The organism is Streptococcus varani (assembly GCF_001375655.1).
Lineage (GTDB): Bacteria > Bacillota > Bacilli > Lactobacillales > Streptococcaceae > Streptococcus > Streptococcus varani.
On the sequence record NZ_CTEN01000001.1, the window covers coordinates 12,909 to 35,704 of the forward strand.

At 41.1% G+C, this 22,796-nt stretch carries 28 protein-coding genes, 1 tRNA gene and 1 pseudogene; 2 read left to right on the forward strand and 28 right to left on the reverse strand.

The window, feature by feature from the left end; all coding sequences use genetic code 11:
- Positions 1–75 precede the first annotated feature (75 nt).
- The 5 genes from BN1356_RS00080 to rsgA form a co-directional block, all read right to left on the reverse strand.
- Positions 76–1,020, reverse strand: a complete 945-nt coding sequence (locus tag BN1356_RS00080) for a 3'-5' exoribonuclease YhaM family protein (RefSeq protein WP_093649385.1) — start codon at positions 1,018–1,020, stop codon at positions 76–78.
- A complete protein-coding gene (locus BN1356_RS00085) occupies positions 1,010–2,257 on the reverse strand; it encodes a DNA recombination protein RmuC (RefSeq protein ID WP_093649386.1) in 1,248 nt (415 codons plus the stop codon). The genes BN1356_RS00080 and BN1356_RS00085 overlap by 11 nt, the downstream gene beginning before the upstream one ends.
- Position 2,258: 1 nt before the next feature.
- Positions 2,259–2,891 (reverse strand): thiamine diphosphokinase, encoded by a 633-nt coding sequence (locus BN1356_RS00090; protein ID WP_093649387.1) that lies wholly within the window; start codon positions 2,889–2,891, stop codon positions 2,259–2,261.
- The gene (gene rpe, locus BN1356_RS00095; RefSeq protein ID WP_093649389.1) at positions 2,884–3,543 is read right to left on the reverse strand and encodes a ribulose-phosphate 3-epimerase; all 660 of its coding nucleotides are present in this window, start codon (positions 3,541–3,543) and stop codon (positions 2,884–2,886) included. The genes BN1356_RS00090 and rpe overlap by 8 nt, the downstream gene beginning before the upstream one ends.
- Positions 3,544–3,664: 121 nt before the next feature.
- Positions 3,665–4,537, reverse strand: coding sequence for a ribosome small subunit-dependent GTPase A (gene rsgA, locus BN1356_RS00100; protein ID WP_093649390.1), 873 nt, complete (start codon positions 4,535–4,537; stop codon positions 3,665–3,667).
- Between the two features lie 175 nt (positions 4,538–4,712).
- On the opposite strand from rsgA, the gene BN1356_RS00105 reads away from it, so the two are divergent.
- A tRNA-Leu gene (locus BN1356_RS00105) sits at positions 4,713–4,794 on the forward strand.
- An 80-nt stretch (positions 4,795–4,874) separates the two neighbouring features.
- Here the strand turns inward: BN1356_RS00105 and BN1356_RS00110 are convergent.
- The 16 genes from BN1356_RS00110 to BN1356_RS00190 all read right to left on the reverse strand — a co-directional run bounded on the left by BN1356_RS00110 (position 4,875) and on the right by BN1356_RS00190 (position 16,904).
- Positions 4,875–5,543: a fructose-6-phosphate aldolase gene (locus BN1356_RS00110; RefSeq protein WP_093649392.1), complete on the reverse strand. Its 669-nt coding sequence runs from the start codon at positions 5,541–5,543 to the stop codon at positions 4,875–4,877.
- An 81-nt stretch (positions 5,544–5,624) separates the two neighbouring features.
- A complete protein-coding gene (locus BN1356_RS00115; RefSeq protein ID WP_093649393.1) occupies positions 5,625–5,990 on the reverse strand; it encodes a PTS glucitol/sorbitol transporter subunit IIA in 366 nt (121 codons plus the stop codon).
- 129 nt (positions 5,991–6,119) lie between these two features.
- Positions 6,120–7,109 (reverse strand): PTS glucitol/sorbitol transporter subunit IIB, encoded by a 990-nt coding sequence (gene srlE, locus BN1356_RS00120; RefSeq protein ID WP_093649394.1) that lies wholly within the window; start codon positions 7,107–7,109, stop codon positions 6,120–6,122.
- A 21-nt stretch (positions 7,110–7,130) separates the two neighbouring features.
- Positions 7,131–7,673 (reverse strand): PTS glucitol/sorbitol transporter subunit IIC, encoded by a 543-nt coding sequence (gene srlA, locus BN1356_RS00125; protein WP_093649395.1) that lies wholly within the window; start codon positions 7,671–7,673, stop codon positions 7,131–7,133.
- Positions 7,674–7,856: 183 nt separating this feature from the next.
- Positions 7,857–8,336 (reverse strand): transcriptional regulator GutM, encoded by a 480-nt coding sequence (locus BN1356_RS00130; RefSeq protein WP_093649396.1) that lies wholly within the window; start codon positions 8,334–8,336, stop codon positions 7,857–7,859.
- A complete protein-coding gene (locus BN1356_RS00135) occupies positions 8,337–10,202 on the reverse strand; it encodes a BglG family transcription antiterminator (RefSeq protein ID WP_093649398.1) in 1,866 nt (621 codons plus the stop codon).
- A gap of 18 nt (positions 10,203–10,220) precedes the next feature.
- Complete coding sequence (locus BN1356_RS00140) at positions 10,221–11,021, reverse strand: SDR family oxidoreductase (RefSeq protein WP_093649399.1); 801 nt, start codon at positions 11,019–11,021, stop codon at positions 10,221–10,223.
- 222 nt (positions 11,022–11,243) lie between these two features.
- Positions 11,244–11,810, reverse strand: coding sequence for a dihydrofolate reductase family protein (locus tag BN1356_RS00145; RefSeq protein WP_093649401.1), 567 nt, complete (start codon positions 11,808–11,810; stop codon positions 11,244–11,246).
- The gene (rsmA, locus tag BN1356_RS00150) at positions 11,810–12,682 is read right to left on the reverse strand and encodes a 16S rRNA (adenine(1518)-N(6)/adenine(1519)-N(6))-dimethyltransferase RsmA (protein WP_093649402.1); all 873 of its coding nucleotides are present in this window, start codon (positions 12,680–12,682) and stop codon (positions 11,810–11,812) included. The genes BN1356_RS00145 and rsmA overlap by 1 nt, the downstream gene beginning before the upstream one ends.
- 16 nt (positions 12,683–12,698) lie before the next feature.
- Positions 12,699–12,956, reverse strand: a complete 258-nt coding sequence (locus BN1356_RS00155) for a Txe/YoeB family addiction module toxin (protein ID WP_093649404.1) — start codon at positions 12,954–12,956, stop codon at positions 12,699–12,701.
- A gap of 3 nt (positions 12,957–12,959) precedes the next feature.
- Positions 12,960–13,217: a type II toxin-antitoxin system Phd/YefM family antitoxin gene (locus BN1356_RS00160; protein ID WP_093649405.1), complete on the reverse strand. Its 258-nt coding sequence runs from the start codon at positions 13,215–13,217 to the stop codon at positions 12,960–12,962.
- A 98-nt stretch (positions 13,218–13,315) separates the two neighbouring features.
- Positions 13,316–13,684 carry a hypothetical protein gene (locus BN1356_RS00165; protein WP_093649407.1) on the reverse strand — a complete coding sequence of 123 codons (369 nt, stop codon included), beginning with the start codon at positions 13,682–13,684 and terminating at the stop codon, positions 13,316–13,318.
- Positions 13,668–14,243 (reverse strand): ribonuclease M5, encoded by a 576-nt coding sequence (gene rnmV / locus BN1356_RS00170; RefSeq protein WP_176694192.1) that lies wholly within the window; start codon positions 14,241–14,243, stop codon positions 13,668–13,670. The genes BN1356_RS00165 and rnmV overlap by 17 nt, the downstream gene beginning before the upstream one ends.
- The gene (locus tag BN1356_RS00175) at positions 14,236–15,024 is read right to left on the reverse strand and encodes a TatD family hydrolase (RefSeq protein ID WP_093649409.1); all 789 of its coding nucleotides are present in this window, start codon (positions 15,022–15,024) and stop codon (positions 14,236–14,238) included. The genes rnmV and BN1356_RS00175 overlap by 8 nt, the downstream gene beginning before the upstream one ends.
- Positions 15,025–15,370: 346 nt before the next feature.
- Complete coding sequence (locus BN1356_RS00185; protein WP_093649412.1) at positions 15,371–16,096, reverse strand: M57 family metalloprotease; 726 nt, start codon at positions 16,094–16,096, stop codon at positions 15,371–15,373.
- Positions 16,097–16,412: 316 nt separating this feature from the next.
- Positions 16,413–16,904: a DUF1307 domain-containing protein gene (locus BN1356_RS00190; protein WP_093649413.1), complete on the reverse strand. Its 492-nt coding sequence runs from the start codon at positions 16,902–16,904 to the stop codon at positions 16,413–16,415.
- 349 nt (positions 16,905–17,253) lie between these two features.
- On the opposite strand from BN1356_RS00190, the pseudogene BN1356_RS00195 reads away from it, so the two are divergent.
- Positions 17,254–18,097, forward strand: a pseudogene (locus BN1356_RS00195) (transposase); the annotation flags it as partial.
- An 8-nt stretch (positions 18,098–18,105) separates the two neighbouring features.
- On the opposite strand, the gene BN1356_RS00200 reads toward BN1356_RS00195, so the two are convergent.
- The 7 genes from BN1356_RS00200 to jag form a co-directional block, all read right to left on the reverse strand.
- A complete protein-coding gene (locus BN1356_RS00200) occupies positions 18,106–18,741 on the reverse strand; it encodes a deoxynucleoside kinase (protein WP_093649415.1) in 636 nt (211 codons plus the stop codon).
- 117 nt (positions 18,742–18,858) lie between these two features.
- Positions 18,859–18,996, reverse strand: a complete 138-nt coding sequence (gene rpmH, locus BN1356_RS00205; RefSeq protein WP_093649417.1) for a 50S ribosomal protein L34 — start codon at positions 18,994–18,996, stop codon at positions 18,859–18,861.
- An 85-nt stretch (positions 18,997–19,081) separates the two neighbouring features.
- Positions 19,082–19,498 (reverse strand): DUF3021 family protein, encoded by a 417-nt coding sequence (locus BN1356_RS00210; RefSeq protein ID WP_093649419.1) that lies wholly within the window; start codon positions 19,496–19,498, stop codon positions 19,082–19,084.
- 7 nt (positions 19,499–19,505) lie between these two features.
- Positions 19,506–19,961, reverse strand: coding sequence for a LytTR family DNA-binding domain-containing protein (locus BN1356_RS00215; protein ID WP_093650024.1), 456 nt, complete (start codon positions 19,959–19,961; stop codon positions 19,506–19,508).
- Between the two features lie 18 nt (positions 19,962–19,979).
- The gene (locus BN1356_RS00220) at positions 19,980–20,840 is read right to left on the reverse strand and encodes an ABC transporter permease (RefSeq protein WP_093649420.1); all 861 of its coding nucleotides are present in this window, start codon (positions 20,838–20,840) and stop codon (positions 19,980–19,982) included.
- On the reverse strand, positions 20,837–21,694 hold the full coding sequence (locus BN1356_RS00225; RefSeq protein WP_093649422.1) for an ABC transporter ATP-binding protein: 858 nt from the start codon (positions 21,692–21,694) through the stop codon (positions 20,837–20,839). The genes BN1356_RS00220 and BN1356_RS00225 overlap by 4 nt, the downstream gene beginning before the upstream one ends.
- A 152-nt stretch (positions 21,695–21,846) precedes the next feature.
- On the reverse strand, positions 21,847–22,785 hold the full coding sequence (gene jag, locus BN1356_RS00230) for an RNA-binding cell elongation regulator Jag/EloR (protein ID WP_093649424.1): 939 nt from the start codon (positions 22,783–22,785) through the stop codon (positions 21,847–21,849).
- Positions 22,786–22,796: the final 11 nt, after the last annotated feature.

Here is a 22,796-nt window from a genome sequence, read left to right on the forward strand (position 1 = left end):
CATTTTTTTCCATTATACCACAATCAACAGAAAAAACGAACCTTTTACATTTAAAAGCATCCGTTTTTTCGTTTTTTATTTATCAATATTCGGTTTATAGAAAGATCGGTTATCCATGGCGAAGATGCGGTTGGTCATCTCACCCTCACCAACCTTATCCAGAGCAGAAATCATCATCATCATTTCTGCGTCAATATTGTCAATCATATGCAAGATCTCTGCTTCCATGATTTGCGGACGAACAGGGCTACCGTACTCTAGTTGACCGTGGTGGCTCAGGATGAGGTGGCGCAATACTGTCACGTCTTCCTTATCATCGTCAATTCCCAACTCCATCACAACCTTGGTGATTTCTTCATTGATGAGGGAAATATGACCGATGAGATTGCCACGAACTGTATAGGAAGTATTGTCTGGACCTGTCAGTTCGATTACCTTTGCCAAATCATGGAGCATGATTCCTGCAAAGAGCAGACTCTTATTCAGTTGAGGATAAATATCACCGATGGCATCAGCTAAGCGGACCATGGTAGCCGTGTGAAAGGATAGACCCGAATAGAAGGCATGGTGATTGGTTTTCGCAGCCGGATAAGAATAAAATTCCTTGTCATATTTGCTATAGAGAGCGCGGACAATCCGTTGCCAAGTGGCATTCTCAATCCGAAAAACAATCTGGCTCAAGTATTCTTTGGTATCCTTGACATCTACAGGTGGTTTTTCCTTAAAGTCAGCCGGATCTTTTGGTTCGTCAAAACGCGGTAAACGCAGACTGATTTGGTTGACTTGAGGTGTGTTATTGTAAACTTCTCGACGTCCTTGCATGTGGACAACAACACCCGCTTCAAAGTCCTTGATTTTTCCTGGTTGAGCATCCCAAAGCTTGCCTTCTATTTGGCCTGTATCATCTTGGAACACTAAGGCTAGATAATCTTTTCCAGCTCGGGTTTGACGAACTTCCGCCGACTTAATGAGGTAGAAGCCATCAAAGAGTTCATCCTGTTTCATTTGGTTAATTTTCATCTACGTTTCTCTCTTCTTCTCTTACTTGTAAAAGGTTACGGGTTTGATCATCCTCGTAGAGTTCGATGGTTCGCAGGGTCCGCTCAATAGCAGAGGTTCTACGGGTCAAAAGCTCATCGAGATTGCTACTGGCATTGCTGAGGTGTTTTTGGGCTTTGACCAAAATGTCGCCAAATTTACCAAATTCTCCCTTGACATTGCCCAAGATCTTGCTGATATCATCTGCTGATTTTTGGATATTGAGGGTTTTGAAACCAACAGATAAGGAATTGAGCAGGGCAGACAGGGTAGTCGGTCCCGCTACCACAATCTGCTCATTGCGGCGGAGTCCATCAAAGAATTCTGGGTTGCGAACCACTTCCGAATAGAGTCCCTCTGTTGGCAAGAAAAGGATACCAAAGTTCGTGGTTTCAGGAGGATTGAGGTACTTGCCAGCAATATCTTTGGCAAAGCGCTTAATAGAGGCTAAGAGACTCTTGCGATAAAAATCGATTTGTTCCTTGTCCCCCTCCTCGTAAGCTTCTTCCAGACGGTAATAATCAGCCAGTGGAAACTTGGAATCAATGGGCAGATAGACATAGTCCTCGCCTGTCTGCCCTGGCATCTTGATAGCGTACTCCACTCGTTCGCTTGAACCGGATACCGTCACATATTCTCGTTCATACTGATTGGGTGTCAGGATGTCTTCGATAATCTGACCAAGTTGCAACTCTCCCATGATTCCACGGGTTTTGGTATTGGACAAAACTTTGTTGAGAGTACCGACATCGCGGGCCACATTTTGCATCTCACCTAGGCCACGATTGACCGATTCCAACTGTTTAGAGACTGTTTCAAAAGAAGCCTGAAGGCGGGTCTGCAAGGTTTTCTCCAATTTTTCCTCAACGGTCTGCCGCATTTCTTCTAGACGTTTTTCATTGGAAGCTTGTAGAGCCTGAAGGCGTTGGTCGGTTGCATCGCGATTTTGCAAGAGATTCTGAGTCATTTCCTGACGAATTTCTGTCAGGTGTTGGTAGAGTTCCCTACGCAGTTCTGTCAGTTCCTGATTGACAAGACCTTGTTGCATCAGGAGCTTGTGGCTGTTAGCCTCCAACTGATAGGTCAACTGGTCAGAAAGTTGATCTGCTGTTGCTTCCGCTTCTCGCGATAACTGTCGGCTCATATCCTGGTTTTTCATCCAAAGGACAGCCAAGCCGACCAGGACCAAAACCAGTAGGATAATGATGACGATGTCCATTCTAACTCCTATCCTTACTGTAAATGATGACGACATAGCCAGTATCCAAATCAATCTGGATATCGCCTTCTAAAAATTCATTGCTAGAATAGCATTTCTTAAAAAAGAAATTTTCTTCCCCCAATGGGTATTTCGCATTTTGGATGGTCAAACGACTACCATCTGATGGCATAAAGGAAATATAGGTCATTCCCTCCTTAGGCGACAGATGATGCTGACCAGCTGGACGAAAAAGGATACGGTTGTCTGCACCCACCAATTCTATTTGTCCCATAAAAGGAGCAAGCTCCGGTTCACTGGCCAAAAAGAGATTAGAGAGCAGATGATCCATCCGGCCACCCAGAGCACCAAAAACCGTGGCTTGAGCCCTGGGATATTTTGCAAAAACTGTCTTGAGGGCCAATTCCAAATCCGTATCATTCTTTTCAGCAGGTGCCACTAAAACTTCTTTGGTAATTTTCTTGATTTGTTGAAAATCTGCTGGACTGACCGAATCAAAATCTCCAACTGCCAAGTCAAGTGGCAAGTCATTGTCAAGAATAAAAAGAGAACCTGCATCCACTCCGACAAAGACATCAAAGTCTGTCTCCAGTACATCCAGGTCTCCACCTGCAAAGAGGGCAATTCTAGTCATGGAGGACCGCTTTCAAGCTATCGACATTGGCTTGAAGATTGCCTTTGAAAAGGTAAGAGCCGGCCACAAAGACGTTAGCACCTGCCTCTTTAGCAGAGAGGATTGTCTTGTTATCAATACCCCCATCCACTTCGATATCAAAGCTCAAGCCCTTAGCTTTACGCAGAGTTACCAAAGCCGCAATCTTATCTGCCATTTCAGGAATGTAGGCTTGGCCTCCAAAACCTGGATTGACCGTCATAATGAGAACCTGGTCCACTAAGTTAAGAACGTGCTCGATACTAGCTAGTGATGTTCCTGGATTGATGACAACCCCAGCCTTCATACCAGCTGCCTTGATTTTTTGCAATGCCCCGTGTATATGGACCGTTGCCTCGGCATGAATGGTCAAGATATCTGCTCCAGCACGCGCAAAAGTTTCAATATGATTTTCTGGATTGGATACCATGAGATGGCAATCAAATACTAGCTTACTATGTGGACGCATGCTAGCTACCACATCTGCACCAAAGGAAATATTGGGTACAAAATGACCGTCCATGACATCGATATGGACATAGTCAACCCCAGCTTCTTCCAGGCGTTTCAGTTCATGTTCAAAATTGGCATAATCCGCTGCTAGGATGGAGGGAGCAATTTTATAGTGTGACATAGGAACCAACTTTCTATTTTTTAAGACGGTATTGTCTCTGTAGCAACTTCATCTTGCCAAAACCGAGCAATATAAGCTGCCTAAGTGAGAGAAAAACTAAGAACTAAATGATTACTTTTTATTATTGCTTTTTAGAAACTTTCTTATAGGTTTCGCGCGTATTTTCGATTTCACTGAGGAATTGTAGGTAATTATCATACCGACTTTGTGCTACCTGTCCAGTCTCTAAAGCTAACTTAACAGCGCATCCCGGTTCATGAGTATGAGTACAGGTACGGAACTTGCAGTTCTGGCTGATCTCCGCCAATTCTGGGAAACAGTCATTGAGCAACTCGCTCTCTTTGACTTCATAGTCCAAAGAGGAGAAACCTGGCGTATCCGCAATTTTTCCACCTTTAACAGTGAAGAAACTGACGGCTCTTGTTGTGTGGCGACCACGACCCAAACTATCGGAAATCTGACCCGTCTCCAAGGCTAATTCGGGAGCAATTTTATTCAGTAAGGTAGATTTTCCAACTCCTGTCTGACCCATAAAAACGGTCACCTTTTCTCCAAGATGGGAGAGTAAGTCTTCTAGATGATAGAGGAAGGGATAACCAATCTTTTCATACATAGCTTTAAAAGCATCTAATTCAGAGCGGTCTTCTAGCAAATCCAATTTAGTAATATAGATGATTGGATCAATGGTTTTTTGCTCCAAAAGCACCAAGAAGCGATCCAGCAAATTGGCATTAAAATCGGGCTCTTTTGCCGACATGATGACCACAGCCTGATCAATATTGACGATCGGAGGACGAACCAAACTATTCTTCCGCTCATGAATCTTTAAAATATAACCTTCGGAATTTTCCTCAGCTGAAAAATCGACAAAATCTCCCACATAGGGCGTCTGACCTTTTTTCCTAAAATTTCCGCGAGCTCGTGTTTGATAAACCTGGCCATCTGTCTCTACATAATAAAAACCGGCCAGCGATTTGATAATTCTACCTTGCAATACTACTCCTTTTGGTGGACCTTGGGTCTCACCACATCATTACCCTCTATTATACCAAAAAATCAAATAGGATGGGGATTGGGTAGGCATTTCCTTTATGAAAATCTTTTACAAACAATCAAGATAGACTTGTTTTTTTGAGAAAAATCATGTATGATAATATCATTCATTACCTGCGGAGGTGGTGGAACGGCAGACACGCATGCTTCAGGCGCATGTGCCCATCGGGTGTGAGGGTTCAAATCCCTTCCTCCGCATTAGAAAGACAAGAAGAAAATCCCTACCGATTTGGTGGGATTTTTTGTTTACCTGACTTAACTCATTTTAAAGGAGCTCGTTACAGCTTAGTAGTCTGATAACTTTCTTGCCAATCTCTTGTAAAATCATCAACTGCTTTTTGGATAGACGGCATAGCAAAGCTGCTTTCAAAAACATCTGGGCTGAGGGTAACAGACTGAGCACCTGCCTTGATAGCTCTAGTAACCTGCGAAACATTTTTAAAACTTGCTGCTAGGATTTTACAACTTTTCTTCTCACGAGCGATTACTTGACTTAAATCCTGAATGACTTTCTCTGGATTGATATCCAAATTTTCCATGCGATTAAAATATGGAGCTAGATAGTCCGCACCTGCTTCAATGGCTAACAAGCCTTGAAAAGTAGTATAGATTGCCGTTGCGGTTACTGAAAAGCCTTCTGCTTTAAGTTTCTTGATAGCCACTAGACCCTCTGTGGTGACTGGTACTTTGATATAGGTATTCGAACCACATTCTTGAACGATACGAATCGCATCTTCCAAGATTCCTTGGCAGTCTCTAGCAATTACTTGAACATGAATAGAAACTGAATCTCCAATGATGTGACGAACTTGTCGAATCTGTTCAAAAAATGGAACTCCACCTTCTAACTTAGCAATTGATGGGTTTGAAGTAAGACCAGCAAGAGGCAAAATTCGATGCCATTTCTTTATTGCTTCTAAATTTAGGCTATCCAACATATAGTCCATTTTAATTCCTCCCTTTTAAAAATCTTCTCTGTCACCGCCATTTTTACTAGACAGTTTCTTTTAACTCCTTCTTACGAGAATTTAAGCCGTCATTTTTATAATTGTTCCCTTTTCTAATGTAGGAAGACAATCTGCTTGCGCATGTAATGTTCCGGGAAGAGAAACATCTGCTGAACCATCAAAATTCACACTGATATGACCCAAATTTCTTAAATTTTTCTCTACTAAATCGCCAACAGCTGTAATGACAAACTCTTGATTGTCAATGATTAATTTTCCCCCAACTTGGATTGGACCATTTAGGTTTTTATTGTCAATTGAAAAGCAAAATTCTGCTAGGTCGGCTGGAGCTTCCTCACCAAAGAGGATCAACATATTGGCCCCTTCAATCATTCCAAGTGCCTCTGGCCCGATAGCGACTACTTTTGTTTCAAAAATCACTGACATGTTTTCCTCTTTTCCTTAAGTAAGTTAATAATAAGAGGGTTGAGAGGGAAGTCGATGTAAGTTTCCAAATTCCATTCCAACCCACCCTTATTATACTCTTTTCCTTGTTATTTTGAAGTCTTTTTCATTTTATTGATAGAGACCGATTGAAGCAATCCAAGCCACAATAACACGCGGAACACCACTTAAGAAGCGTGAATACAAAACTGACGGTACCCCAACTTCAACAGTTTCTGCTTCAGCCTCTGATAAACCAAGAGCAACCGGAATAAAGTCACAACCATTTTGTGTATTGATAGCAAAGAGAGCTGGAAGGGCCATCTGTGGTGGAATATTTCCTTTGCCAATCTCCACACCAATCAGTGTCCCAATGATTTGCGAGATAACTGCACCTGGACCAAGGAGAGGGGATAAGAAAGGAAGCGAACAGATGAAGCCGATAATCACCAAGCCCCAAACGTTTCCAGCTAAAGGTACCATGAGTTTTGCAATCCAGTTACCAACCCCCGAACCATTGATAATCCCAATCAAAAGAGATACAAAGGCCATAAATGGCAAGATGGTATTGAGCATGGTTTGAATAGCATCACGCGCCGCTTGGTTAAAAACAGCAACTACTTTCCCAGCTCCCATACCAATACGAGCTACGAAACTTGATTCCGCTCGTTGTTCGGTAATTTTTTTGCTTGTATCATAAGTACCTGTCTTCGGAACTTCTTGAACCTCTTCAAGAATTGTTGCTGTTTCACCTGTTGCTGTAATTTGATTCAAGCCAACTGCTGAAACATAAATGTCTTCTGTGATGTATTGTGCAAGAGGTCCTGATTTACCGGTTGCTACAATGTTAATAGTTGGAATCCCTTTTTTAGGATAAATTCCACAACGAAGCGTTCCGCCACAATCCACAATTGCAAGTGCAATTTCCTCATCAGGAATAGAGGTTTTGAAACCATTAACAGCTTGCATACCCGTCAGATCCGCAATTTTATCGACGATTGCCGGTTTTTCACCTCCACCAGTAATATAGATAAATTTATGTTTTGCTTCAGTTGGTGTAATAACCAAAGGACCACCAAATCCACCGCTACCTTTAACAACTTTAATGCTATTATATGCCATGATTTTTCTCCTCTTCCTTGTTTAGTTCAGTGTCTTGCTCAAGGTAATGCCCTGTTGTTTACATACCCAGGCAATCGTAAAGTCAGTAATCCAACCTGCAAAAAAGTTCATGACAAGTCCGACTAACATATAGCGGATTGCTAAATCCATCGTACTGAGCCCAAGAGCTTCTACACCAGTTGCAATCCCCAACCATACAAAGAGCTCCCCTGGATTAATGTGCGGAAAAACACCGTTTGAAGTGTGACAGAATTGCATCTGAGATGCTACAAAACCTGGCTTGTAAAATTCAGGCATAAAACGTCCCATAGAGATAGCCATTGGATTGCCCAGCATGAAAGCTGAAATAAATGGCAAAATCATATAGCGACTGATTGGATTTTTTGCTGAAACTTGTGCTAATTTATTGACCCTCTCCTCACCAAGTATAGCAATTAAGGCATTCATAGCAACCATCAGCATAAGAACAACTGGAACAATCCCAGTCATCCACGAAATAAAGGTTTCCCCACCAAGTTGGAAGAGTTTCATAAAACCTTCAGCAAATTTAATAATGAAATCCATAGTAAACTCCTTTTTATATAAAATACAAAGATTGTTAGAAATAAAGCAAAACTAGGAATTTAGGCCAAGTACCAAAAGCACTGGAAAAATTATCTTTTTGCACAACTCCTAGGTCATGTTAAAGTTCTTAAGATACAAAGGCCACCGGCCTTATACAAATCATTTTAGATTTCAAGTGAAATCCTATTGTTTTTTAAACTGAAATTTTAAACGGGTCACTAGCATTTTGATCTGCATAGTAACATCAACAACTGGTGTATATTTCGGAACATCTTTGTAAACACCAGCTTCAACTCGAAGAAAAACTTCACGTGCATCTTCAATGGCAATTTGCAAAAGCTTATTTTCTTTGCGAACCAGTGGGTTATAATGATCAAAATAATGAATATCTTGTCCGAGATAGTCGGGCATTTCCCTAAATTTTGCAAGAACGGTAACTCCTTGCATCTTCTGAGCAGCTAAAACTTTTCCATCCTTGTCCAGAGCAAACATCACAATGGTTCCAGATTTAATCTTTCCGGAACGTCTTCCAATCGCTACCCTACCGATCCTTCTCAATTGACCATAGGTCATGTTGAAGTTCTTAAGTTGTTTTAATCCAAGCATTATTTGTAAGGTGTAGGCAGCTAGACAAACAATAGCAAATACGATTATGAAATTCATTTAGAATACTCCCTTATTCCTTGTTAAGTCGATGAAATCTGCCTCAGTGCGAATGGACGTCAATGCTTCTTTTAAGTTCTTATCGCCAGCAATTCTGAAGATATCATCATATAGTTCTAACAATTCAGTCTCCATCTTGTCTTCAATCTTTGGAGGGATGGCGACAAGGAAAATCAAGTCAACAACTTCACCTTTTTCACAATGGGTCTCATCAAGAACTCCGAGCATGAGAATCGTTTTGTTTCCAACTTGATTAATGGTATGGGGGAAACCGATACCGTTTCCAAAAATGGTGGATTCTTGCTTTTCTCTCTCTAAGGTTCGTTCCCTGAATCCAGAATCAACCAAATCCTCTTCTTCCAACAAGTCAACCATCCTAATCAAATAATCCTGATAAGAGGCTTGCTGCGGAAGATATAAGAATTTTAAAAGGATGGTTTCCAAATGTTTTTGGTGATAACAATTGACCCTTTGCCATTCATCCCTCAGCCACTGATCGTCAAAAAGATTTGTAATCTGAATCACTGGTGATTTTAAACTAACTAGTTTTAGCGGAATAGTAGTGAAGACAGCAAAGTAATCGTCATCTCTGTTTGGATTAAATTCTTCTTCAGAATATTGCTTTATCTCAATATCCTGACCCAAGACTCGCTTTAACTGTCGGCAAATCATATTAGCTGTTCCCCGACCAGTGGTACAGACAACTGCAATTTTTCGATTTTTACGGTCTCCTTCAAAACTCTCTTCCCTCAATATCATTTCGAAGTAGAGTGCCAAGTAGCTCAGTTCAGATAATTCCAATTCATAGCCAAACTTACTTTGTAACTCTTGGCCAGCAACTCGAGCCATCTCGAAAGCTAAGGGATACTTACTTGGGATGTCTCCATGAAAGATATCTTTGGCTTGCACATGGAATATCAAGCGGTTAAGCAGAAATTTCAAATGTGTGTAGATTTCGAGATAGAGGCGCTCCTCGTCAAAAGATAGCAAAAGTGTATTCTGAATTTTTTGGACCATACTTTTGAAAAGAAGTTGTAGTTCTTTGCTTTGTGTAGATTTGTAAGATAGACCATCTATATACTGAGTGTTCAAGGGAAAGCTAATGAAATCTTGCTCATACTGACTAAGAGAAATTTGGTACGTTACTTCTAAATGATAGATTAGCTGACCGATAATATCCGAATCAGGTAACTCATTGCTATAGTATTTTATAGAAGTATCCAGTTGTTTTTTACGAGATAATCTAGAAACAGTGATGGAGATAACCTTGGTCAAAAGTTCTTGTGTTTTTTTAGGAATCCTATATGTTTGATAGAGCTTTTCTAAAAATATAGATGTCTCTTTTTTTAAACTGTCCGAATCAAAATAGGAATAGACATGATGAATATAGAAAAGTCGTAAATTTAATTCCGAACCTATAACCTCTAGTCCTCGATTAGGTTTCCCCACAATGTTAACTTGATAACCCTTTGCCAAATCCTTGACATTCCGTAAATCTTTGTTGATAGTTGTCCGACTAACGCCAATCTCTTCAGCCAAATCATCAATCAAGAGCGGTTCTGAAGTTCTAACCAAACGCTTAACTAGGTAGGAAGAACGTTTACTGGAAGAGTTAAAATCACTCTCCTTGCGCAAGCTTCCAGACAAGACTTCTTCCAAACGACTATAATCATAGACTTCTAGTCGTAAAGTATTGCCAACCTGTTTGATTTGGATATCGGAATCTAGTATTTCGTTTAATTGCTCAATACTTTTTTGTAGGGTAGACATGCTGACATTCAAATTTGAACGCATCTCTTCTAAAGTGATAACATGTCGTGCTACTAAAGATTCTAAGATACGATACCACCGATTTACCAATGCCACAATTTCCTACCTCAACTTTTATCCGCGAGTTTTTCCACCTGCTACATTACTTGTAATTCCTGTGATGTAGCTTGAACGGTCAGAGATGTAATAGGCTACAAGATCTGCAACCTCACGCAAGTGACCACTGCGCCCCAGCGGAGTGGTGCTGGTTGAAGAATAGCCTGCACGAATCTCATCAACTGTTTTTCCTCTAGTATACCCGAGTGCTTCTTCATAGGCAAGAGTGCGTAAGCCTGTAGCTTCCATAATCCCTGGTGCAACTCCAACAACACGAACATTGTACTTACCAAGTTCCTTAGCCCAAGAACGAGTATAACTATAGACGGCAGCCTTAGTAGCCGCGTAAGCACTCTGACCTTCAGACCCCTCCAGTCCAGCTTCCGAAGCCATATTAATAATGACACCTTTCTTTTTCTCGACTAAAATTCTACCAACAGCCTGGCTAACTAGATAAAGTCCCTTTTGATTAATCATGGTAATTTTCTCAAAGGTAGTATCATCCAATTCGTACTGGCCATGCGGATCCTTGGGATCAATCAAGAGTCTTGGGATGTTGATACCAGCATTATTAACCACTGCATCAATCGTTCCAAAATGGTCCACCGTAGCAGCTACCGCTGCTTCAACCTGTGCACGAGATGTTACATCTACTTCTTGGAAAAACAGATTCTTGTGACTAAGCTCATTGTTTGTCAAATCAAAATTTGCAACCTTGACACCTAATTCTAGAAGTTCTTCTGTGATCGCTTTGCCAATGCCAGAAGATCCTCCAGTTACCACAACTGTTCTACCAGTTATATTCAACCAATCCGTCATTTCATCCTCCTTTTTGTGATATCTATTTGACAGCTCTATTATAAAACGCTTTCACAAAGCAATTAAGACACACTTTTTTAGAAGATAAAAAAATATGCTGACCTAATTTCTAGCATACTGCTACTTGAGGCGCATGTGCCCATCGGGTGTGAGGGTTCAAATCCCTTTCTCCGCATTAGAAAGACAAAAAGAAAATCCCTACCGATTTTGGCGGGGATTTTTCTATTTCACTTGATACGCTAGGCCAAGCACGCCTGTCGTCATGGTTTCACACTTCAATAATTCCAGATCAGCATCAACTCCGTCAAAGAAATGTAATCCACTACCAACTAGTACAGGCGATACAGTTAATTTCAGCTGATCAACCAACTTTTCCTTGAGGAGATATTGTGCCAGACGAGGGCTTCCTAGAACCACGATATCCTCACCATCTTGCTCCTTCAATGTCTGAATCTGGCTGACAAGATTTTCTTTGACAAGACGGCTATTGTTCCAGTTGACCTCATCAAGAGTTCTTGAACAAACCACTTTTTCCACAGCTTGAATCCAGACTGCATGGTTTTGTTCATGCGGACTGGCCTCCGGATTGCCTAACATGGTTGGCCAATAGTTGTGCATCATTTCATAGGTCCCACGTCCCCATAAAATGGTATCACAAGTCGATAAACCTCGATTAGCAAATGCTTCCAGCTCTTCATTGTAGCGAATAAAGCCAATATCCATTGCCCCATTGGGGCCCTCTACAACGCCATCCAATGACATGTGTAAAAAAACAACTAGCTTTCTCATTAGAATCCCACTTCCTTAAGCGCATCTGCCAATCGTCCAAAGTCAGCAATGGATAGAGCTTCACCACGAATGGTTGGCTTAATTTCTGCTATTTCTAGCGCTTTTTCTAGTTTCTCTTTGGTTTCTTCAGCTTTGCCAAAATGACTGGTCAGATTGTTCCAGAGGGTCTTTCTACGATGGACGAAACCTGCTTTTGATACACGGAAGAAAAAATCCTCATCCTGAACTTGAACCAGGGGCTCCTCGCGACGAACCATTTTAAGAATAGCCGAATCCACATTTGGAGCTGGCACAAAGACCGTTCTCGGCACGATAAAAGCCACTCTGGCTGTCATATAGTATTGAACAGCGATGGATAACGACCCATAAGCCTTGGTATTTGGCTCCGCCGAAATGCGGTCCGCCACCTCCTTTTGCATCATGACCACAAACTCACTGAAAGGAATCTTGGACTCAATCAGGTGCATGAGAATCGGTGTCGTGATGTAATATGGGAGGTTAGCTACTACCTTAATCGGTAGGTCTGGGTTGGCAAAATCCTTGATACGGGTCTGTAAATCTGATTTTAAAATATCTTCATTGATAACTTGAACATTGCCAACATCACGAAGAGTATCTTCTAAAATAGGTACCAAACGGTCATCGATTTCAAAAGCCATGACCTCGGCAGCATTTTCCGCCAAGAACTCGGTCAAGGCTCCAATACCAGGACCGATTTCAATAACATTGACATTTTTGTCAATCTCCGCCGTATCCACGATCTTCTGTAAAATATTGGTATCGGTCAGGAAATTCTGCCCGAAGGATTTTTTAAATGTGAAACCATGTCGCTCCAAAATAGCGCGGGTTACGTTTTTATCTGCAATTCTCATGTGTGTTCTCTCGTTCTTACTTATAATGGTCCTTGACCGACAGAATATGAATCTTATCTTCTTCTATCATGTAAACCAATCTATTCTCCGCATCAATTCGCCGTGACCAGGCACCTTGGTATTCATACTTCAAGGGTTCTGGCTTTGCAATCCCTTCAAAGGGATGTCGCTGGATATCTTTGATAATCTTATTAATCCGCTTTAATGTTTTTTTATCTTGACCTTGCCAATAGAGGTAATCTTCCCATGCTTCAGATGTAAAGTAAATCTCCATGGTTTATTCCTCAATTAAGGTGTGCAATAGAGTTTGTCCTGCTTTTACCTGATCTATCCCTCGCGTAATCTTCTCGGATAGATATGGATTTTTGGCAATAGATAAGGTTTCTTGGATACTATTCCATTCACTTTTCGAGATGACGACGATATCTTCTTCTGGATTTTTATTGACAACAACTAAAGGCTCAAATTCATCATTGACCTTTTTCATATAATCCTTCAAATGGTTACGAAAATGAGAATAAGCAATGGCTTCCATAGTCTACCTCCTAGATTAAACTTTACCTTTAGTATAGTCAAAAAAAACAGAGTTGTCAAAGTTTTTGTACAACTCTGTTTTTTAATATTTCTGACAAGCTAAATCACCGCTCCCAATAAATCCATAACCGTCGCCAACTCTTGATTAACCTCTTTAGGTCCAAGAATTTTGTATTCATCACACCAGAAATAGACTATTTCTAACTCTTTACCTGTCCACTCTCTTACATCAATAGCGATATAAGAAAAAGGAGCGAACTCTGGTGTTTGCACGAATATCTGAACGGTCAATTGTTGATAAACAATCCTAGTATATAAGTAAAACTCTCCAGAATCACCTTTACTTTCTTTCTGAAAAAATTCTGAGCAAAATTCTTCAAAAAAACTAAGATTCTGCTGGTACCAGTTCTTAACAAGATAGCTGATTATCTGAAACTGTTGCAATTCCTGCTCACGGTTCTCTTCCATACCCCTCCATCACTTCCTCGACTTCTTCTAGGCTAATTCCAAATAATTCCAAGCGTTTGAGGAGTTGTTTGCCATTGCTGTAGCCGATGCGCAAGCCTTGCCCCAGATATTCTCTGCGGCGACGGCTGTCCGTTCCCATAAGTAGGCCCAAGCGCATGAGATCAGACTTGCTAATGTCGAAGTTATTCTCATCATCGTAATGACCAAGGACGCCAGATAAAGCTTTTTGTAGGTCTTCAAAGTTGGCATGCTCGATTCCCAATGAGCGCCCCTTGCTCTTTGAGCCAGGACGAGCTTCATCACGATTAAGGAAGGCATGTTTAGCAGTCGGTATCGCTTGCATGATCATTTTGCGAATACGTTCACCATTGTAGTCTGGATCAGTAAAGACGATAATCCCACGGAGTTCGTGGAGCTTAGCAATACGTTCTAGATCATCCTCATTAATGGCTGAGCCTCTAGTCTCATAAGTGTCCACCTCATAAAAACGCCGTAAATTAGCTGTATCATCCTTGCCCTCGACAACAAGGACCTCTTGAATCTTGATTTTATCAGTCAAGTTTAAATAACCTCTTCGCATTCTCTGTGGTCGCTTGCGCTACCTCTTCTGCAGTCAAACCCCTAATTTCTGCCATCTTATCGACCACGTAGCGGGTATAGGCTGTGCGGTTTTCCCGTCCACGTTTGGGAACTGGAGCTAAGTAAGGTGCATCTGTTTCTACTAAGATTTTGTTCAAGGGGAGCTGTTTAGCTGCTTCTTGCAGGTCTATTGATTTCTTGAAGGTTAACACACCTGAGAAGGAAATCATCATACCCAGATCAACAAAAGCCTGCGCTTCTTCTAAAGTCCCAGAGAAAGAATGCATAATGCCACCGCGAGGACCAACGCCAGCCTCCTTGATGACCGCATAGGTATCTTGCAAGGCATCACGAGTGTGGACAACGAAGGGCAAGTTATAGTCCTTTGAAAGCTGAATCTGCCGCTTGAATACCTCAATCTGAACTTCCTTAGGATCTTCCATCCAGTAGTAGTCCAAGCCAATCTCTCCCAATGCAATTACCTTGCGGTTCTTGAGATGACTGATAAGATAGTTTTCTGCCTGCTCATCAAAGGAACCTGCTTCGGTTGGATGCCAACCGATGGTAGCATAGATTTCAGAATGTTGACTTGCCAATTCAAGAGCCTTTTCAATAGTTGGACGATCAAAACCGACCACATTGTGAATGGTTACTCCCATTTCTTTGGCCAAGGCCAATTCTTCTTCCACACGGCTCTCAAAGGCTTCTACATTGAGGTGGGTATGGGTATCGAAAATTGCTAGTTTTGCTTCATTTATCATGTTCTCATTATACCACAAAAAAAGGTTGGAATTGACTTCCCCAACCTTTAAAGATGCTTATTTACTAAGGAGTGAGCTTATCATCTCTTGATGATAATAAGCTAGATAGACGACAAGCAGAATGACAAATAGGACAAGGAGAAACCTGATGACGCTTCTGACAAGCTTGAGGACAATAAAGACAAGTATCGAAAAAATCAACCAAATCCAGGCTCTATTGTTCACAAAGGACGGAACTGCAAGCAGATTTCCCCTCATAGGACTTCCTCTATTAAAGAGAAAAAGTCCAGTTATCAGGGGATGGTACTTGATGAGACTGGAAAATGTTCTCAACTATCGGATACTCTCATTCTGGATATAAATCCCTGACTGCCTGGATATCCCTTTCTTGAATACCGTGATAGGAACCAGCAGACTGCATGACCGAATCATGGTCATCATCATGATCTAAGCCAATGGTATGCCCTAACTCATGCTCAGCCGTATGAACAATCCTATCAAAGGTATAGCCATAACGGTCATTTTTCAGATAGAAGGCATTTAAATAAACCCTAGCACTGACCAGTTGATTGGTGGGGGCATTGGTCTTGATCTCTGCCAAACCGGCAGCTTGTGACTGTTCATCAGAATAATCCCTAGCAAGAATATTCGCCTGACTAACATCTTCCGTCAGGACGAAGGTAAAGGCAGTTGTCGCATTCCAGTTGGCAACAGCTGTCTCATAAGCTGAGCGAAATTCGGAATCTGTACTTTCTATATAAACCGTTGCGCTATTGCTGGCCCAGCGGGCTCCAGAATAGGAAGCATAATCATCCGTTTGTAGGCTCTCTAAGCTATTCAATAGGTCTCTGGTCAAGTTGCCTTGATTGTTGGCAAAGTAGACCATCGCATTGTCAAAAATAACCGAAAGGTTCCGAGCGACTTGAGAGGTCCCATTATTAGCATAAATATAGAGTCCGACCATCACCACGGCAAAAACAAAGACTGTCTTAACGAAACTCCAGACTAAGGAGATGGTAAATCGGATAAGCCTTTTAGGAATCGATAGTAAGAATTGAACTAGTTTTTTCACACTTTACCTCATTTAGGAATCATAGAGTCGAAATTTCTATCCAGTATAGCAAAGGCAATCTCCAAAAAGCAACCAAAAGGCTGTCTGTTACAGACTTGTAAAGCTAGGATAATCTATCTGCTTTTTTACTACTCGTTCTGTTACAATCATTCCAGATCTTCTCAAGTCTTGCGACGAGAAAAGAAGGAGAAAAAAACTTCAGAGTATAGTAAAAGGCATAGGATTCCGTTCTCAAAACGTTCAATCTATACCTTCTTACATATTCACTTTTTCAAAAGAAAAACGGAGTTTTGAGTTTTGTCCAGACTCTCTATCTTTATTTCAAGTCTTCAAACTTACCGTCTTTGACTTCTTTCATCCCGAGTTTTTCAAAGTTTTCTTTTGTCAACTTGTAACTGAGATACTCTGCCTTCTTCCCATTAGCTGTCTGCAGCGGCATCAACTTACCTAATTCGTCAAAATCAACTTCGACAAGATCAATGCTTGTTGTTTCAATCAGTCGGTCTTCCTTGTACTCAACATCATGCGTGATGCCTTTGATGCCATTCCATTGATTACCACCTTGTTCTGCTATAAACTGCTTACCATCTTCTTTTGAATTTCCACCAAAAGCAGTATAAAGAACTGTGCTCGTCGTTTTCAGCAAGGTCATCTTATCGCCCTGATATTCGATATGGTTGCGGATATCACTTTGTCCCGGTGTAAACAGTTGAAACTCAACCGATTCTGATTTTGCTGTTCCACAAGCAACCAAGACCACTGCTCCGAGCAAGGCGAGTACGCCTGAGATAACTTTTTTCAGTTTCATAATCTTACTCCTTTTTGTTATTTTTCCTTAGTCTACTCCTTTTTCATCCTTTATACAAGTAAAAACCTTTTGTTCGGAAGGAAAAGAAAAAAGCTAGCCTTGGCTAACTTTCAGACTGAAGACAAAGTCCTCGGAATTAGGTTTCTAAGGGCTTTTCTTTGTGAATAGGAGTATAATTACAGTATCTAGTATGAGGAGGTTTGGCTATGCTTCATAAGGAAAAACCAGATTACAACCGCAATCAATATGGTTTCTATACACTGATGACCTTGTTCCAATTGATCATTTCCTTCGTCAAGTTGATGAGGTGATTGATTTTAACTTCATTTATGAGTTGGTAGAGGACACCTACTCAACCACAGACCCAGAGAGCGGTTGGTTTCATAAGGGCGAACATAAGGAAGTATTTGCCTATTCTGCTCAGGTAGCTTGTGATAAGCACGGTTGGGCACTGGCTTATACAGTTGAGGCAGGCAATATTCATGATAGCCAAGCTTTCCCTACTCTATTTTCTAAAATTGAACCCTTTCAACCACACTACCTGATTGCGGATGCCGGCTATAAAACACCAAGTATTGCCAAGTTTCTTCTAGACCAAAATATTACTCCTGTTTTTCCATACACTAGACCTAGAGGAAAGAAAGGGAAACTACGACCAAAAGATTTTATCTACGATGAGTATTTCGACTGTTACCTTTGTCCAGAAAATCAAGAACTAACCTATCGAACAACAACCCGTGAGGGCTATCGTGAATACAAGAGTGATCCTAAAATTTGTGCACAATGTCCTTTACTATCTGTCTGTACAGAAAGCAGAAACCATCAGAAGGTTGTGACGCGTCATATATGGAAAGAGGCCCTTGAGATTTGTGAAGATATCCGACATCAAAAAGGAATGAAGGAGCTTTATCAGAAGCGTAAGGAAACCATTGAACGGCTCTTTGGAACAGCCAAAGAGTACCATAATTTGCGCTATACAAGAGAAAGAGGAAAGTCCAAAATGGAAGACAAGGTTGGACTGACTTTGGCATGTCTCAATATCAAAAAACTGGTGAAAATGATGGCTGGGAAGCCTTTTTATTTTGTCCAAATCTGTCAATTTTCACTACATTTCGCATCATTATTCCGAAAATGTAAAAAAGACAAACCTCCAAATGAAGTTTGTCTTCAATCTGAAAGCTAGCCTTGGCTAACTTTATGGTCATTTCAGTCCCAGTTTTTTCATTTCTAACTCGATCAGGCTGTAGGCTTTTTGCCAATCTCTCTCCTGCGAAATATCCAAATCATCCGTTGAAATCTTCATCTTGGGACCGTAGTTGTAGTCTTCATACCACTGAGCATAGTGCTTGTGGAGCAGCTGATAGTAAGCCAAGAGTTCTGGATTATCTTGCACCTGTTCGTAGCTACGTCCGCGTTTTTGAATATTGTCGATAATCGTCTCAAAACTAGCATCCAGATAAATCAATAAATCCGGTGCTTTCTTGGGGAGAGCCTCAATCTCTTCCATCATATTGTCCAAGAGCTCCAAATAGATGGCATATTCTTCCTGACTGATGCTGCCTTGCAACATATTGATATAGGTGAAGAGAGCGTCCTCGTAGATGGAACGATCGAGGATATTGTTGTCCGATAAATAAGCCTCTTTGATGGACTTAAAGCGTTTGTTTAAAAAATAAATTTGCAAGACAAAACCATAACGATCCGGATCTTCATAATATTTATCTAGAATAGGGTTATCATCAACAGGTTCAAAAAAGGCTTGCGTCCCTAATTCTTGCGCCAACCGATTGGTATAAGTGGTCTTTCCTACCCCAATCATCCCTGCTAAAATAATCACTATTTCAATTACCTCCAAGTCATCAGCCTAGCCCATTCACTAGAATTTTTAAAAAATGATATTCTTCTTCAAAAAAAAGCAACAGACTCGAGTTTCCGTTGACTTCTTCTTCTTTTATTAAGCTACCGCAAGCACTTTGCGTCCTTTACGACGACGAGATGCTAAGACACGGCGACCATTTTTAGTGGCCATACGGTTACGGAAACCGTGTTTACGTGCGCGACGGATTTTACTTGGTTGAAAAGTACGTTTCACAATGAATACCTCCTAATAGATTTTCGTATTCGTTTAGCCGGCTAGTTTGATCAGTTACTAAACATACCCAACTATTTTATAACAACTAATGCCCCTTGTCAAGAGATTCTTTTCGCTCTCGTAATTTTTCATTGATTTTAGCAACTTTTTGCTGGGTTAAATAGACCACCACAAGCCAAACCAAGAGATAAATCACTATAAATTGGAGGAGGCTATACAGTGAGAAGAGGTGAACTTCCGTATCTACTTGCCAGTTTAGAAAAAGAAACAAGCTATAGATAAGAAGAAAGTGGAGGAATAATCTCCATGAAAAAGCTGGTTTTTCCAGCTCAAAAATTAGGCTAACGAGACCCATACACCCACTGACAAGAACAACTGTTACAATATGTCCCACCGTCTGTGTGACCGCACCATTCGCCAACAGAGTCAAACTATAGATAATACCGCCAAAGCCAATCCCAATTAGAAAATAAAGGATGACTGTCTTCAAATTAATATTCATATTGCCCTCACAGCCCCAATCGTTTTTCTAAGTTTTTCAGATAGCGCCTGCTAACATCAACCTTGCGTTTCCCAGTTAAAATAGCCAGCATATTACCAGAAAAACTAGCTTCCAGAGCTTCCAAATGGTTGATATTGATAACTCCATGCTTTGAAACTTGGATAAAATCTGGATTGTTGAGCCGCTCTTGAAATTTATAGAGTCGCTCAGTGGTCACTTGTCGCCCTTTTAAGGTATCCAGAATCAAACGAGTCCCCTCCACATCTAGTGACACCAATTCTTTGACCTTAAGCATCTCTATGCGATCAAGCGTTTTAATGGGCAGAATCCTAGGAGCTTCTTCCTCATAAAGACGGATATAATCCATTAACTGCTTCACTCTGGGCGTTAAATCTTGACTACTGATCAAGACATCAATCTGATTGATTTCTAGATTTTTTTCCTCTTGAAAACGAATATCCACCATTCTCTCTCCCTTTGTTTATATGTCTACCATCATACCCTTTTTAGGTTTTTTCTGCAAGAGCAGGACAAAGAGAACAAACAAGCTACTAGCTACCAGGGTCAGAAGGAGTACAATCGTTTGATGTAAACTCAGCATACTTTCCCATTTGAGACCAATTCCTAAATATTCCTTGGCATCCATGCCCGCTAGGTTCCAATCTGTCAGAGATTCCTTAATGAGGATTTGTCGAAAAGCAGCAGCGACATAGGCCGCAGGTGTCAGCTTGACCACAGTTTGTGCAAAGTCAGGCAAAGCGCCAATAGGCATATAAACGCCGACCAGAAAGCCTGATGCTGTGCCCACAATCAGAGCCAAGCGTTCAGCTACTTCAACAGTTTTGATAAAGCAACTACTAATCAATCCCAGAAGAGATGCTAAGAAAGAACTCAAGATCATAAGACCAAGCAAAAACGGATACCGAGATAGGCTAATCACTAGTTGGTCTTGCCAATAAAAGTAACCAGCCATAATCCCATACATGATAAGCTGCATAGCTACACCAATCAAGCTAGCACTTATCAAGTAGGTCACATGTAACCTACGGGGAGATATCCCCGTCAAGAGGAAATCGTCAAATTTCTGATTTTCCTTGTCCCTGATAAGACGAGAAATTCCCGTCCAGGTTGTTGTAACCCCAGTAACTGCTAAAGTTCCACTCATGACCCACTGATCAAGAATCACTGCTGGATGCTGGACGGACGACCAAGCATCCAGCATATTTTTCTGTAGAAAAACAATATAAAGGGCAAAAGCAATCCAAGCTCCCATCAGAGAGAAAAAGACACTGGCCTTGTTGCTAAAATAAAGTGAAAGTTGTCGTTTAATACTGGCAATCATGAGGGTACCTCTCTTCCTGTGATGGCGATGAAGGCTTCGTTGATAGTGCCTTGTTTGAATTCAAAATCGGAAATGATAGTTTGGTGCTGGTGGAGAAGTTTCATAACTTGCTGGGAAGTCAAACCTTCAAGGAGATAGCCGTCTTCTACTTCATTAACATCTAAATCCAAGTCTTTGATAGCTTTTTTGTCTCTTAATTTTAAAAGCAGTTGACTCTTGGCATATTTCTTTATGAGGTCAAGGGCGCTTCCTTTGGCTAAAATTTGTCCCCTATCAATAACATAGGTCACTTCGGCATTTTCTGCTTCTTCCAGATAATGAGTGGTCAAAAAGATAGTCAAACCTTGCTCTCTTTTCAATCGGTAGAGTAGATCCCAAATCATCCTGCGCGTTTGAATATCCAAACCTGTCGTCGGCTCATCTAAAAAAAGCAATTCCGGCTTATTGAGCAGGGCACGAGCAATGTCCACCCTCCTACGTTGTCCACCAGACAGGGTTCCATATTTTTGATTAAGAACTTCCTTTAAGTCCGTCAATTCTACCAATTGTGCCTGCCAATCCTTGTCCAAGTTGTCATAGAGACCTGCCCGGTACCGGAGATTGGCCATAACTGTCAATTCTGGATCTAAGATGCTCTCCTGAAAAACAATCCCGATTTTCAAATCTCTTGCCAAAAATATTTGCCCAGAACTGGACTGGAGCAACCCAGTCAGCATCCTGATGGTGGTTGATTTGCCTGCTCCATTGGTTCCGAGATAGGCTACCAGACTTCCCTTAGGAATTTCTAAATTGAGTTGCTCCACTACTTTCTTTTTTCCATATAACTTGCTTAGATTTTTCGTTTGAATCAACATGATGTTTCCTCCTTAAACTTTAACTTATCTTAGCAAAAAGAAGGATACTTGTACCGCAATCGTCGCTAAGCGGTTAAAATGGAAGCTTATGCGGTTGAAAAATGCGCTAAAAAAGCCGAAGACGATCTTCAGCTTCTTCTTATCTATGGTATTTAGTCGCGGTTGCCTTCAATATCTACGACAACATAACGGTTTGGTTCGTTTCCTTCTGAGTAACTGGTCAAACCGGACATTTTAGAAATGATGCGGTGAATAATCTTACGTTCACTGCTAGACATTGGGTCCGTGTGGTAAGCTTCCTGATCTTCCAGTACACGCTCTGCTAATTTCTGAGCATAGCCTTGGAGAACTTCAGCACGATGCTCTACATAATCATTGACATTGATGGTGATGTAGAAATTGCGCTCATAACGATTATAAAGGAAGTTTTGAGCCAAGAGTTGCAAGGCTTTCAAGACCTTTCCATGGTAGCCGATGACACGACCAGGTTCATTGGTATCCACTTGGATGTTAATGGTACGGCGGTTATAGGAACTCTCAATACGAGCCTCAACATCCATGTCATCCAAAATCTCTTGAACATAGGCAGAAACCTCTGACACTACTTGCTCAATAGCATAAGAAGGTTCAACCTTGATATCTAAATCAGAGAAAGTTTCGCTCTTAGGCTTGAGATCCTCATCCTTGATAATTTCGATTCGACCTGTTTCTTGCAAGATTGTTTTAGCTTCCTGGTCATTCTTCAAAATCTTAGCCTTTATACCCTCATCTAAGGTTTGACCCGATTTTTCAAATTCTTTGACAGCAGAAACCACTTTCCCAAGATCAATGGTTGCTTCTGAAACGCTCTTAACAGGCTCATTCTTTTCATTGATTTCAGTTGGGACACCGCGAACTGCTTTTTGATTTGCCTTCACAACTGTTGTTTCGCTAATGACATTAATTTCAACTTGAGCCGGCTTTTTACCAAATCCAAGGAACCCTTTCTTTTCACGAGCTAAAACAGTAATGTGGGCTTTCTTACGTGGAATATTTAATTCATTTAAGCCATTTTGAATAGCTTCTTCAACAGTAACACCTGTAAATTTCATATCTCTATTCT